Raw genomic sequence first — 14299 nt, 5'->3', positions numbered from 1 at the left:
TTATGCTCTCCATCATCTCATTATCGATTTTCGGAATTGTCAACCTGTTTCTGGGCTTCCTGAAATCCCGGCGGATCCTGCTTCCGGCTACCCTGCTGTTTCTGATCGTCGCCCTGATACTGAATTCCATGGACTGGAACCAGCAGGCCCTGTATTTCGGGGATATGCTGCGGGTCAACAACGTGTTCGTCAATTTCGCGGGCATCGTCCTGATCACAGCGCTGCTGATCGTCGGTATTTCCCGGCATTTCGGAAACGATGAAGAACATACGCACCCTGCCGAATATTACGCCATTCTGCTCTTTTCGGTGACGGGTGCGCTGATGATGATCGGATTCGAAAACCTCATCATGCTGTTTGTCGGGGTCGAAGTACTGTCGGTCGCGATGTATGTACTGACGGGTACTGACAAACGGAATATCCGTTCCAACGAAGCCGCGCTGAAGTACTTTCTGATGGGTTCTTTCGCGACGGGCCTTTTGCTCTTCGGCGTAGCGATGGTTTATGGTGCGACGGGTTCTTTCAAGCTCGGAGGGATCGCTTCCTATGTGCAGATGGCCTCTATGTACGGCGCGGTTTCTCCCCTGCTGTATGTCGGACTGCTGTTCCTTTTCATCGGTATGCTCTTCAAGGTATCGGCGGCGCCGTTCCATTTCTGGACGCCCGACGTGTATGAAGGCGCACCGACGATTTTCACGGCTTTCATGTCGACCGTCGTCAAAACCGCCGGTTTCGCCGCGTTCTATAAAATTGCTTCTACAGCCTTTGCCGGCGTATATGGTTTCTGGGCGCAGAGCCTGGCCGTGATGGCGGTACTGACGCTCCTCATCGGGAATATTACGGCGGCCTACCAGGGCAGCTTCAAGCGGATGATGGCCTACTCCAGCATCTCGCATGCCGGATACCTGCTGCTCGCAGTAGTAGCCAAGGTACCTTCGTCGCAATCGGCTATTCTGTTTTATTCGCTCTCTTATTCGCTGGCTACGGTTGCCGCTTTCGGGGTACTGATGGCGGTATCGGAAAGCCGGCAGTTTGAAGGGCGCGGAGACGACCGCTACGAAGCGTTCAACGGCCTGGCCAAAACCAATCCGTTGCTGGCCTTTGTCCTCACCGTATCCATGCTGTCGCTGGCGGGTATTCCGCTGACGGCGGGCTTCTGGGGTAAATTCTTCATTTTCTCTGCTGCGGTTCAGGCTAATCTTACTTCCCTGCTGGTCATCGCTGTACTGATGTCATGCGTAGGGATTTACTACTATTTCCGCGTCATCATTGCGATGTATCTCAAGCCTGCAGAAGGAGAAGGTATCTCGGTAAGTGCCGGATTTACCTTAACTTTGGTGTTGACAACCGTACTTACCCTGCTTTTGGGCGTGTTTCCCGACGTTGTCAAGAATATTTTCTGACACAACCTTCAATTGTCAACCCGTTGAGCAAGTCTGTTGAAACACAATCATTGGAAGCCAAAAACAAGAAGTTACTTAACAAACGTGATCTGATTGCCTATTTTCTCGTGGCAGGTACCGGGGCGGCGGTGCAGATCATTGCAGGAGGCTTTTTCAGAGAATACATGGGGTACGACGAGTCCGTCGCGCTCGGCTATGTTGTTTCTTTCGTCGTTGGATTTACGCTCACCAAGCTATTCGCCTTCGATGTCAAGAAATCCGGACAGACCCGCCGGGAAATGGTGAAGTTTGTCATGGTTTCCGCCCTTTCGTTCGGCATTACCGTCGGCGGCTCCAGCCTCGCTCTTTCTGTGCTGAACTCCTTCTTCCCGGGACAGCGTCTGTTCGTGCTGCCCATTTCCTTTCTGTCCGACAAAGCCAGAACCATCAACCTGAAAGAGTTTGGCGGTCTGCTTTTCGGGATGGGAGCCAGCTTCACGAGTAACTATATTCTGCACAAAACCTTCACGTTCAAGTCTACCGGTTTTTACGACCGTATTAAGGATTACCTGAAGGGAATTCCTGAGTAGAAAAATCGAATTGGACTTTTCCGTCCCGTTCTGCTCCCCGAAAAAAAATTTCTCTTCTGGCTTCGGACTTCGGATGGCCTGTTTGTGGTATGAAAACGGCCTCTGCTCCAAATATTATGAAGATTTTTTCGTGGAAATTCAGAATTTCCTAAACATCCTTAAAAAAACCTTAAAACAGGACTTGCATAATTCAGAAAGACACTCCAACTTTGTCACGGCAATAAACCCTAAAATCATCACACAAAATGAAAAAATTGTTCGCCCTGGCTCTCGTAGGCACAATGGTTTCTCTGGCTGCTTGCCAAGAGAAGAAAGCTGAATCTACTTCTGCTGATACGACTGCTGTGACTGTAGACACCACCAGCGCTCCTGACACGACTCTTGCTGCTGACACGGCTGCTGCTGACACCACCAAGAAGTAATCTTGTCGGAACCCGATTATAAAAAAGCCTTGCCGTAAGACAAGGCTTTTTTCATGCCATGGAAAACCTGTTGCGCCGGTATGTGCCTGCTGAGGCGGTTCTCTACTGCCTCCGGCTCTGGGAAGAACATCCCTTTCATTTTACCGTTACGCGCCCACGCCGGACCAAGTTCGGCGACTATCGGTTTCTGCCTCCTCATACCCATCGCATTTCGGTCAATGGCGACCTGAATCCCTGCGCCTTTCTCATTACCTACCTCCACGAAATAGCGCACCACCGGGTATGTCTGCGGTTCGGCCCGGGAACGGAGCCTCACGGACGGCACTGGAAGAAACAGTTCCGGGACCTGCTGCTGCCGGTTCTTTCCGGTAGTATCTTTCCTTCGTCCGTTCTGGAACCGCTGTCAGACTATGCCCGTTCGCCACGGGCCGCCACCGCCTCTCACCCCGCGTTGTATCAGGCTCTGCGTAGCCTTGACGTGCGTACCGACGGTAGCCTTCGACTGGCAGAGCTTCCCGAAAACCGGTCCTTCCGGATTGGAAACCGCATATTTGTCAAAAACGAAAAAAGAAGAACCCGCTACCTTTGTACCGACCGGGCTTCAGGCCGGAAATATACCGTGCCGGCAGAAGCAATGGTCGTTCCCGTCGATTAATCCCCGTCGTTACTCAATCTTCCGGACTCCGGAGCGTTGTCATTACCACATGGATGTCCGATGCAAAAACTTTTCCCTGTCCTTTTTTGCTGGTTTTTCGGTCTTGGCTGCTGCTTCGGGCAGGGATCTGTCCTGCGGGAAGGTCCCTGGCTGAAAATCGGCATCGTCCGCGACGGTATCTACAAACTCGATGCATCAGCGCTGCGCAGGGCAGGCTGGAATCCCGGTCAAATCAACCCTGCCCTGCTTCAGCTGTACGGCAACGGCGGCGATGTACTTCCGCAAAACCTGTCTGCTGCACGGCCTGTTGATCTCAGGGAAAACGCCATTCAGGTCACCGGCGAAAACGACGGGCGATTCGACGATCAGGATGCCATTCTGTTTTACGGAGCCTCTCCGCATAAAATCCGCCTCGATACGTTGCAGGGAATCTTTTCCCATACGCTGCATCCTTATACAGATACGACCTACTACTTTCTGACAATAGGTACGACGGCCGGCAAGCGGGTCGGTGCATTGCCGCCGGCGACGCCCACGCAAACCCTTACCGCATACGACGACTACCTCTACCACGAATCCGAACAAAGCAACCGGGTAGCTTCCGGACGAACCTGGTACGGAGAGAGCTATTATGTGCTTTCCGAGCGATCGTTTCCTTTTACCGTTCCCAACCTCCCTGCCAATACGCCCTTTATTCTGACGTCGGCGACAATGGGCTATGCCTCCGTACAAACCCGTTTTGATCTGAAAGTCAACGGGATAGCCTTAGGAAGTCAGCCCATACCTGCCGTGACCTATGACCGGTATGATTACAAGGGTGTCGATGCGGTAAACCGCTTCGCGGGGGTACTTCCGGCCGGAAATTCGGTTTCCGTTACCGTTTCATACGACCGGAACGGCGATAATGCCGCACAGGGATTACTCAATTACCTGGGCCTGCAGCTCCGGCGGCCACTGATCTGGAACGGTGAGGCTTTCCGGTTCCGGTCGCTCGACGGCAAATCCGCCGGCGGTTTGCAATGGCAGATTACCGGCGCGCCGGCTTCTCTCGCTGTATGGGATATTACCACGACCATCCGGCAGGCGGGCGTTGCCAATGGTGCATTCAGCTATCAGCCGGGCGGTATGGTCCACGAATTTTTTGCCTTTACGCCGGATCAGGCGCAGGCGCCTGCATCGCTTCGGCCTCTCCCGAATCAGAATCTGCGAAGTACAGCTACGCCCGATCTGCTGATTGTCACGGCGCAGGCTTACCGGGCTCAGGCCAATCGCCTCGCGGCCTTCCGAAGACAACATGATGCCCTGACTACGCTGGTCGTCACCACCGACGAGGTTTTCAACGAGTTTTCCTCCGGCCAGGCCGATCCGAGCGCCATTCGGGATTTCGCCCGACTACTCTCTCAAAAAGGCAAACTGCGCTTTCTCCTTCTTTTTGGCGATGCTACCTATGATTACAAAAATGTATTGGGGGAAAATCAGGCAGCCGGTTATGTTCCGACGTACGAAAGCCGGGAATCCCTTCATCCGATATACAGCTATTCTTCAGATGATTATTTCGGTTTTTTGAAGGATGGGGAGGGCGACTGGCCGGAAGACTATACCGGCGACTATGCGCTCGATCTCGGCGTTGGCCGGTTGCCGGTCAAGAGCGTTGCAGAAGCTACCGACGTAGTCGACAAACTCATCCGGTACGAAGATTCGCGCGGGACCTGGCAGAGCCGGCTGGCGTTTGTTGCCGACGACGGCGACTACAACATACACGTGCAGGATGCAGACCGGCTGGCCTCCGGACTGGATACGCTCGCCTACCAGGCCGACAAGATTTACCTGGATGCGTATCCCCAGACCGGTTCCGGTACCGACCAGAAAAGCCCGAAAGCCTCGATGGCGTTGAACCAGGCCATACGCGACGGCCACTTGATCCTTTCCTTCGCCGGGCATGGCGGCGTATCAGGATGGACGCAGGAGCAGATTCTATCCCTGAAAGATATACTCGGCTGGAGAAACCGGGACCGCCTGCCGCTGTTTCTCACGGCTACCTGTGAATTTGGTCGTTACGATGACCCCGGGGTCGTTTCCGGAGCGGAACTGACGCTGCTCAATGCACAGGGAGGGGGTATCGGCCTGCTGACAACGGCGCGGCCCGTTTTTGCGAGCAGTAACTTCCTCGTCAGCGATGCGTTCATGAAGGCAGTATTCCGGCGGCTGGACGACGGGACACGCCCGCGGCTCGGTGATCTCATCCGTATCACCAAGAATAATAGCCTGTCCGGACGAGTCAACCGTAATTTTACCCTACTCGGCGACCCTTCCATGCACCTGGCCTATCCGGATGAGGAAGTACAGGTACACGTGACGGATACCCTGAAAGCCGGAGCTGTGGCGACGGTTTCCGGTACAGTACCTTTTGACGGCACCGCCTGGATTGAGGTAGCGGATCAGCCAGCGGTATTGAAGACGCTGGGAGACGAAAGCCAGCCGTTTTCCTACACCTCGCGCAACAGTATACTGTTCAGCGGTTCAGTGCCGGTAACAGGCGGGCGGTTCAGTACCTCGTTTGTCGTTCCGGTTTCGATGATGGCAGGCTCAGGGAAAGCAAGAGTGCGGGTATTCACTTGGAAATCAGATAGTACTGCCACGGCACTCGGCGCAGCCTTTCCGGCCACGGGCGGTACATCCGTTAATCCGGTGAAGGATACAACCCCGCCTGTGATAGCGGCAGTTCTGAACGATGACAATTTCCGGGATGGCGACGTGACAGATCCCAACCCGCTCCTGCTTGTTTCCGTTTCGGACAATACAGGTGTCAGCCTGACGCAGGCGCAACCGCTGACGGTCGTTTTGAACGATACCCTCACGCTGACGCTCAATGACCGGTATACTCCGGCAACAGATAAAAGCGGAAAGGCTAGCTATCCCTTCCGGTCACTCCCGCAGGGAAATCACCGCCTTCTCGTCCGGGCCTATGACGTCTTGGGAAACCAGGCGGAGAAAATGATAGAATTTTCCGTCCAACCGTATACCAAAGCAAGTCTTCGCAACGTTACCGCAATGCCGAATCCTTTCCGGGAAAGGGTTCGTTTTTCCTTCAATCACGATTTTCCAGATGAAGACACCGACATCGACCTGTATCTGTATGACCTGACCGGCCGGCTCATCCGGCACCAGCATCTGCAAAGCTTCGCAACTCCTTCCCCATTCGAAGAACTGACACTGGAGAATCCGGAACTTCCGACGGGATTATACATTTATCGTATTTTTGTACGTGCCGATTCCACCGGAAAGCTATTGTCCGGTAGCGGGAAACTTTCCCATATAAACTGACTTTTTGTAACTTTGCTACCTAACAGATCCCCACGAATGTTTTACGCTCCTGTTCGTTCGTCCCGACTGACGACAACACCCAACCTACGGTCTGAATTTAACTGCTTAACCCAATCTCGGATGAAAAGACTTCAATCCCGGTTATTTCTAGTTGTTGCTCTCTTCAGTAGTTCATCCATCGCCTGGGCCCAGTCGGGTACCGGCGTAAATGGCCAGGTCAACAGCGACCGGGTGCCGATTCCGGCCGTTCCCTTTCTTAACATCTCTCCGGACGCCCGTTCCGGTGCACTGGGTGAAGCCGGTGTGGCGCTGAGCCCGACCGACGCAAACGGTACCTTCTGGAACGTCTCCAAACTCGCTTTCGCCGAGAAAGACGCAGGCGTTTCCCTGACGTATACCCCATGGCTCCGTAACCTGATCGGAGACATGTGGCTTTCCTACCTGTCCGGCTACAAGAAAATCGGCAAGAACCAGGTAGTAGGCCTTTCCCTCAATTATTTCAACATGGGCCAGATTCAGTTCACCAACGATCAGGGACTGGAAACGGCACAGTTTGATTCCAAGGATTTCAGTGTGGCCGGTTCCTATGCGCTTAAGCTGTCCAACAAGCTTGGCCTCGGCCTCAGCCTCCGGTATATCAACTCCAACCTGACCGGTAACCAGGTCATCAACGGAGTAGCTACCAAGCCCGGGAGTACGGTTGCCGGCGATATCGCCCTGTTCAGCAACGGATACAGCCCCGAAAAGAAATGGTATGCCAACTACGGTGTGATGATTCAGAACATCGGCGGTAAAATCAACTACGGCGGCAGCCAGAACCCGTACTTCATTCCGACAAACCTGAAGATCGGTACGGCCATTACCAACCGTCTCGACGAGAAAAACTCGCTGACCCTGGCCGTTGACCTCAACAAACTGATGGTACCGACGCCGCCGCAACGCGACCAGAACGGCAACATCATCAAAGGCAAGGACACGGATAAACTCGGCCTCTTCGAAGGCGTATTCGGCTCCTTCGCCGACGCTCCGGGCGGATTCAAGGAAGAACTGCAGGAAGTGACCATCTCGACCGGTCTGGAATACGATTGGAACAAGATTCTTCAGGCCCGCCTCGGGTACTTCTACGAAAACCCGAAAAAAGGCAACAGAAGCTATATCACCGCCGGTTTTGGCGTACGCTACCAGTCGCTGGGTCTTGACTTCTCCTACCTCTTCCAGGGTAACGGACAGCAAAACCCGCTTAACAATACGCTGCGGCTCTCGCTCTCGTACCTGATCGACAGCAAGGTCCGGATTCCGGAAGCGCCGCGGGACGAGAACTAAGCACATTCCGCTTTTACGAAAAATGGCACTGAACAGGTGCCATTTTTCTTTTGTCCCCGTTTCCGTTTCTCTTTACCGGATTCGGGCTAACTTTCCGGATCATACGGGGCCAGCTGTCGCCACCGCCCTGTCATTACGCCAGCACATGATGAGTTTGGATCGCACAAAAGCACCTGATTTTCAATTAACTGATCGGATTTCTCTCGTTCAGGCCGCGCCCTACCGGCTCGATAACGGAGTACCACTGTACCTGATCCGTGCCGGGGAGCAGCCTGTCGTACGGGTGGAGTGGGTATTCGAAACAGGCGGATGGGACGAGCTCCTTCCTAACGTCTCCTGGTTTACCCTCCGGCTTCTCAACGAAGGCACGCGGCAACGGAAAGCAGCGGAGCTGGCTGAGTTTTTTGACCAGTACGGCGCTTTCCTGGAGTTTCAGCCTACGGCCGACCGCTCTACGGTGACGCTTTATGCCCTCCGCAAGCACCTGCCGGTATTACTTCCCGCCGTTCATGAGTTTCTGAACGACGCTATTTTTCCGGAAGAAGAGCTGGAAACCCAGCGCACCATCGCTCTCCAGAACCTGGAAGTAAACGAAGGGAAAACCTCGTTTCTCGCAGGAAGAGCCTTTCGCGAACAACTCTTCGGCGCCGATCACCCCTATGGCAAAAGCCAGACCCGTGAGAACCTGCGGGGCTTCGGAAGGGAAGACCTTGTTTCCTATTTCAATACGCGGATTGCCGGAAATCCGTTCCGCCTCTTTGTAGCCGGGCTGGTAGATGAAACGGAAGTATCGCTCCTCAATCGGTATTTCGGGCAGTCGGCGCTTTCGCCGGCCCCGGATCGCCGCAGCTATGCCGATCCGCACCTGGGAGATCTGCAAAGTATTCTGCTGCGCGTGGAAGACAAAATGCAGTCGTCCATCCGCATCGGGAAGCGCATGGTTAACCGGCTGCATCCCGACTATTACCCCGTGCTCGTCACCAATGAAATTCTCGGTGGCTATTTCGGTTCCCGCCTGATGAAAAACATCCGGGAAGACAAAGGCTATACGTACGGTATTTACTCCCAGATCAACCACTTCTCCCACGCGAGCCAGCTCTTCATCGGAACCGATGTCAATAAAGAAGTAACCCGGCAAACGCTCGACGAAATCCGGAAGGAGATTCTCCGGCTTCAAACGGAACCCGTACCCGCCGAAGAGTTGCAAACAGCGAAGAACTACATGACCGGCCAGTTTGTCGGCTCGCTGAATACGCCTTTTGAAATCGCCGACCGGCATAAAGTCCGCATTCTGAACCAGCTTCCGGACGACTATTCCCTTCGTTTTATCGAGCGGATTCAGGCCGTCACGGCCGAGCAGGTACTCGACGCGGCACAGGCGTGGTTTCAGTGGGAAACCCTCGTGGAGGTCGTCGCCGGCGATAAATAACTACCTCAGATTCAGGAAACAGCCCATCTTCGGACGGGCTGTTTTTTTATTGTATTTATTTGGAAAAAGTTTTCATTTTTCGGTACTTTAAGAAGTGTCAAACCTTAAACCACAGGGAGTTATGAACAAGGTATCGAATCTGATTTACCGCAAAGGCAACACGGTTCATACCGTCGACGCCTCCGCTTCTGTGTACAGAGCGCTTGAAATGATGGTATCCAAAAACGTCGGAGCGCTGGTGGTTTATCACGAAAATGAATTTGTGGGAATTCTGACGGAACGGGATTATGCCCGTAAAGTCATCCTGAAGGGAAGACACTCCGACGAAACGGCCATCGCCGAAATCATGGATTCAAGGCCGGCAACCGTTTCGTTCGACGACTCCATTGAGCACTGCATGGCGCTCATGTCGGACAAGCATATCCGTTATCTCCCGGTGCTGGCCGACGGGCATGTAGTCGGCCTTGTGTCGATGGGAGACCTCGTACGATTCATCATCGACGATCAGAAAAGTACGATCCAGCAATTGCAGAATTTTATTTCGGGGAGTGTGTAGCGAAAGCTGTAGGCAATAGGCAATAAGCTGTAGGCCAGGGGTTTGACGACCTTCTGTAATCGTCGGAATCCCTGGCCTACAGCTTATTGCCTATTGCCCAAAAGCCTCAATCCAGCTTCCCTGTCCGGAAAACTTCATACAGGCTTTGGGCGAAAATCAGGATCAGGATGACGGGCAGCAGGTGTGCGCCCCAGATGAATCCTTTACCGGTATATTGATACGTTCCGGAAGAAAACTGAATAAAGACATTCAGGAAGATCATCGCCGAAATCACCAGCATGAGCGCCAGCACGAGTACAGCCGTTCGTACAGGTAAAAAGCGCTTGACTGTCTCACTGATAATCAAGCCAATACCTACCGCCAACAGCACAAAAAACAGCGCCCGCGGGAATGTTTTGATGTAAGTGTATTTGTACAGCCAGATGCCCACCCGTCCGACAAGGTTGGGATGTGACAACAGCCAGGCGTCCGTCACGGACAATACCAGATAGAGCAAATAGTGGGAACGAAATCGCATGCGGTTGGCAGGTTATCCGTAATCGCCGTCAATATATCATTTTCCGGCCATACCTTCTTCTATCCCGTTTATTGCTCCTGATAGAGTACCTGGGTAACGGTCTGGCCGACAGCCTTCAAAACGTTCCTATCAATTACTTCCATATTGTCGGCATGAGTATGGTGGTACTCGCCGAAGGTTTTGGGGGAATTGACCTTCATTTCCACGATATCGACCATCGGAATTTTCGCTACTTCGTTGACCGCTACGTGGTCGTCCGTCAACCCGCCTCCCGGAACCGGCAGGAAGTACGGATCATAGCCGAGTTTGCTGGCGGTATTCCAGATATTCTGCACGATGCTTTGCGCATACTGGAGGGAATTGGCTTCCTGCGGGAATTGAGCACCTTTCGCGCCAACCAGATCGAGCAGAATACCATAGTAGGCACTGTAACCCGGTTTATGCAGGTTTTTGGCCCAGTACTGTGAGCCGAGCGCCCAGTTTTCGCGGTTACCGGAACGCTCTACGCCTTCTTTCTCTCCCCAATCCTCAATGTCAAAAAAGATGATATCGATTCCGACATTACCGAGCGGTTTCGCGTGCAGGTTCCGCGCGATTTCGAGGAGAACCCCTACGCCGCTGCCGCCGTCATTGGCGCCGTCAAACGGTTTGTCCTTGTACTTCGGATCGGTATCCTTGTCGGCAAACGGGCGGGTATCCCAGTGCGCAGTCAGCAGGATACGCTTGGCTGCGTCAGGGTTGAAGCTCCCGATGATATTGCGGGCATTCAGTTTGGTACCGTCGTACGCCGTTTCGGTAAATTTCTGTTCGGTTACCGTAAAGCCGTAGCCTTTCAGCTTGGCAACGAGCCAGTCGCCGCACGCCTGATGCGCTTTCGAGTTCGGAATACGGGGACCGAAATCTACCTGCTTCTGAATGAACGCATACGCCGAGTCAGCATTGAATACAGGCGCATTGACGAGCACTTCCTGGGTTGCTGAGCCGCCATCGGTCGACTCCGTTTTCTTCGAATTTTCCTTGCAGGATTGCAGGGACGCCGCCCCGAGCACGAGCAGGAGGGCTAAAGAGGGGAAAAGCTTCATAGGTACCGGTTTAGGGCGGGTATGCTCCGCATACCCGCCCGGGGTATTATTCTTCGTAGGCCCAGTCGATCCGATGCTTCAGATCTTTGATCACAAGCCCGTTTTGTTTGAATACGGAACGAATCTGATCCACTTTGTCGTATTGCTTCTCGGATTTGAATCCCCGGTAAAGGTCCAGAAGGCCGTCAATAAGCGGTTCAAACGACTCATTGCGCTCTTCCTTCAGACCGAGAATATCCGCCAGGAATGTCACATAAGTGTTTTTCAGGCGTGTAAATACCTCTTCTCCGAGCTGCGCCGGGCGCACCTGCTGCATGTACAACTGGTTGATTTTCTTCACCATCGCGAACAAGTGGGCAATGGCAACGGCCGTATTGAGGTCGTCATTCATGCCTTCATAGGCGCCTTCTACCGCTTTTGTGACCTCTTCTACCTGCGCCGGATCAATGGAGACAGCTTCGTCGGCGATGTACTCCATATCGCGCAGCAGGCGCAGCCCGTTCATCAGGCGCTTGTAACCCTTCTGCGCGGCCTTGAGCGCGTCGTTCGAGAAATCCAGCGTAGAGCGATACTGGCTTTGCAGCATGAAAAACCGGACGGTCATCGGCGAGTAGGCCTGCTCCAGCAGGTGGTGGCTTCCCGCGAAAAGTTCCGCCGGAAGGAAGGAGTTACCCAGTGACTTGGACATCTTCTGCCCGTTGACTGTCAGCATGTTGGAGTGCATCCAGTAGCGCACGGGCTGGACGTCGTTCAGGCCGGTTCCCTGAGCGATTTCGCACTCGTGGTGCGGGAATTTCAGGTCCATCCCGCCGCCGTGAATGTCGAACTGATTGCCCAGGTACTTGGTACTCATGCAGGTACATTCGAGGTGCCAGCCGGGAAAACCAAGTCCCCACGGGCTCGGCCAGCGCATGAGGTGATCCGGCGCCGCCTTTTTCCAGAGCGCGAAGTCAAGCGGATTCCGCTTTTCGCCAACGCCGTCGAGGTCACGGGTTTCGGTCAGCAGGTCTTCCAGAATACGACCGGACAGACGTCCGTAGTCGTTCCCTTTTTCGTTGTATCGTTGGATATCGAAGTACACCGACCCGTTGGATTCATAGGCCAGTCCTTTGTCGATCAATGACTTAACGGCTTCAATCTGCTCCACGATGTGGCCGGTGGCCGTCGGTTCGATGCTCGGCGGCAGGAAGTTGAATTTCTCCAGTACCTGGTGAAAATCATTGGTATACCGCTGCACGATCTCCATCGGCTCGAGCTGCTCCAGGCGCGCCATACGGCCGATCTTGTCTTCGCCTTCGTCGCCGTCGCCCGTCAGGTGCCCTACATCCGTCAGGTTCCGCACATACCGGACCTGATAACCGATATGACGGAAATAGCGGACGAGAACATCGAACGTCATGAACGTACGGACATTACCGAGGTGGACGTAATTATAGACCGTCGGACCGCAGACATATAACCCGACATAGGGAGGATTGAGGGGTTGAAACAGTTCTTTCTCCCGTGTCAGGGTATTATAAATTCTCAGGGATTGCATGAAAATGACATTGAATGAGGCTGTACCGGAGTACAATAGGGAAACAAAACGGCCGGAATCGGGACCGTCTCAACATCGGAATACGGGGAAAGAAAAGGAAAGAAGAGCCACGTGATTCATGTTTTCCGTTACAAAGGTAAAATCTTCAGGGGAATGCGGGCAAATCCGGAAAAGTTTCCGTCCGAATACTTCGTCAATCGCCCCGGGGAACCCGTTTAAGCAGGAGATTGTATATTTGATGACCGGTTTGAACCGGTTTTCTGTAGGCATGGCTCTGAAACTTTATGAAGTCGGTTCTGATCCGGCCCGTGTCCGGGCGTTTCTCGAACTACCCGTCCGTCTTTACCGCAACGATCCGAACTGGATCCGCCCCCTCGATCAGGATGTTGAATCCGTTTTCGATCCGAAGAAAAACAAAGCCTTCCGCACCGGAGAGGCTATCCGCTGGGTATTGGAAGACGCTTCCGGGCAGGTAATCGGCCGGGTGGCGGCCTTCTTCAACCGCGAGCAGCAGGAAGAGCAGCCGACAGGCGGCATGGGTTTCTTTGAATGTATCGAAGACGAAACCGCGGCCTTTACCCTTTTCGATGCCTGCCGAAACTGGCTGGCAAACAAAGGCTTCGAAGCGATGGACGGCCCGATTAATTTTGGCGAACGGGATTCCTGGTGGGGACTGATGATCAAAGGCTGGGACCACGAGCCCACGTACAAAATGCCGTGGTCAAAACCGTACTACATTCCGTTTTTCGAAAACTACGGCTTCAGGGATTACTTCCAGCAGTATGTGTATACCTCGCCGATCCGCGAAGTAGTCGTAGCGCCTTCTGTCGAAGAAAAGGCACAGCGGATTTACACGAACCCGGAATTTACGTTCCGTTCCATCGACAAAAAACAGTTACCCAAATTCGCGGAAGACTTCCGTGACATCTACAACCAGGCCTGGGCCAAGTTTCCGGGTGTACACGCCATGACGCGTGAACAGACGCTCGCCCTCGTCGGGACGATGAAACCCATTATCGACGAGCAGCTGATCTGGTTTGCGTATGCCGGCGAACGTCCGGTCGCTTTCTTCATCGTTATTCCGGATCTCAATCAGGTTGTCAAACACCTCAACGGCAAATTCGGACTGCTCGCGAAGCTGAAATTCCTGTATTTACTGAAGTTTAAGAAGGTTGTGACCCGGACATGCGGCGTCATCTTTGGCGTCATTCCGGACTACCAGGGCCGCGGCGTGGAATCTGCCATTGCCCTTCGCTTCCGCCAGGCCGGCCGCGACAACCCTGATTATCAGTACCATACGATTGATATGAACTGGGTCGGCGACTTCAACCCGAAGATGATGCGGTTCGTCTCCCAGCTCGGTACCAAAATCGAAAAAAGCTACGTTACCTACCGCTTCCTGTTTGACCGGGAGAAGGAGTTTAAGCGGTGTCCGAGGGTGTAGCGGGGGCTGTAAGCTTTAAGCTATAGGCTTTATGCTAT

At 53.6% G+C, this 14299-nt stretch carries 12 protein-coding genes; 9 read left to right on the top strand and 3 right to left on the bottom strand.

Annotated elements, in window-relative coordinates; genetic code table 11:
• The first annotated feature begins 2 nt into the window (after nt 1-2).
• From BLR09_RS19335 to BLR09_RS19305, 8 genes are all read left to right on the top strand, one after another.
• On the top strand, nt 3-1403 hold the full coding sequence (locus tag BLR09_RS19335; RefSeq protein ID WP_093206011.1) for an NADH-quinone oxidoreductase subunit N: 1401 nt from the start codon (nt 3-5) through the stop codon (nt 1401-1403).
• 23 nt (nt 1404-1426) lie between these two features.
• Nucleotides 1427-1972, top strand: coding sequence for a GtrA family protein (locus tag BLR09_RS19330; RefSeq protein ID WP_245689953.1), 546 nt, complete (start codon nt 1427-1429; stop codon nt 1970-1972).
• Nucleotides 1973-2217: 245 nt separating this feature from the next.
• A complete protein-coding gene (locus tag BLR09_RS25570; protein WP_176785614.1) occupies nt 2218-2394 on the top strand; it encodes a hypothetical protein in 177 nt (58 codons plus the stop codon).
• Nucleotides 2395-2452: 58 nt separating this feature from the next.
• Nucleotides 2453-3049, top strand: coding sequence for a hypothetical protein (locus tag BLR09_RS19325; RefSeq protein ID WP_093206007.1), 597 nt, complete (start codon nt 2453-2455; stop codon nt 3047-3049).
• A gap of 60 nt (nt 3050-3109) precedes the next feature.
• Nucleotides 3110-6373 carry a type IX secretion system sortase PorU gene (gene porU, locus BLR09_RS19320; RefSeq protein ID WP_093206005.1) on the top strand — a complete coding sequence of 1088 codons (3264 nt, stop codon included), beginning with the start codon at nt 3110-3112 and terminating at the stop codon, nt 6371-6373.
• A 120-nt stretch (nt 6374-6493) separates the two neighbouring features.
• A complete protein-coding gene (porV, locus tag BLR09_RS19315; RefSeq protein ID WP_093206003.1) occupies nt 6494-7696 on the top strand; it encodes a type IX secretion system outer membrane channel protein PorV in 1203 nt (400 codons plus the stop codon).
• 145 nt (nt 7697-7841) lie between these two features.
• Entirely contained in the window at nt 7842-9125 is a 1284-nt protein-coding gene (locus tag BLR09_RS19310) for a M16 family metallopeptidase (RefSeq protein ID WP_245689952.1), read from the top strand.
• A gap of 121 nt (nt 9126-9246) precedes the next feature.
• Nucleotides 9247-9681 (top strand): CBS domain-containing protein, encoded by a 435-nt coding sequence (locus BLR09_RS19305; RefSeq protein WP_093206001.1) that lies wholly within the window; start codon nt 9247-9249, stop codon nt 9679-9681.
• Nucleotides 9682-9787: 106 nt separating this feature from the next.
• On the opposite strand, the gene BLR09_RS19300 is transcribed toward BLR09_RS19305, so the two are convergent.
• The 3 genes from BLR09_RS19300 to cysS all read right to left on the bottom strand — a co-directional run bounded on the left by BLR09_RS19300 (nt 9788) and on the right by cysS (nt 12817).
• Entirely contained in the window at nt 9788-10198 is a 411-nt protein-coding gene (locus BLR09_RS19300) for a hypothetical protein (protein ID WP_143011160.1), read from the bottom strand.
• Between the two features lie 68 nt (nt 10199-10266).
• The gene (locus BLR09_RS19295; protein WP_093205997.1) at nt 10267-11280 is read right to left on the bottom strand and encodes a M28 family peptidase; all 1014 of its coding nucleotides are present in this window, start codon (nt 11278-11280) and stop codon (nt 10267-10269) included.
• 46 nt (nt 11281-11326) lie between these two features.
• Nucleotides 11327-12817, bottom strand: coding sequence for a cysteine--tRNA ligase (gene cysS, locus BLR09_RS19290; protein WP_093206100.1), 1491 nt, complete (start codon nt 12815-12817; stop codon nt 11327-11329).
• 268 nt (nt 12818-13085) lie between these two features.
• Here cysS and BLR09_RS19285 point away from each other — a divergent pair, with 268 nt between their 5' ends.
• Nucleotides 13086-14261: a hypothetical protein gene (locus BLR09_RS19285; protein WP_317039236.1), complete on the top strand. Its 1176-nt coding sequence runs from the start codon at nt 13086-13088 to the stop codon at nt 14259-14261.
• Nucleotides 14262-14299: the final 38 nt, after the last annotated feature.

Source organism: Siphonobacter aquaeclarae, from assembly GCF_900103285.1.
In the GTDB taxonomy this organism is placed as follows: Bacteria; Bacteroidota; Bacteroidia; order Cytophagales; family Spirosomataceae; genus Siphonobacter; species Siphonobacter aquaeclarae.
This window is presented reverse-complemented; position numbering and strand designations above follow the sequence as displayed.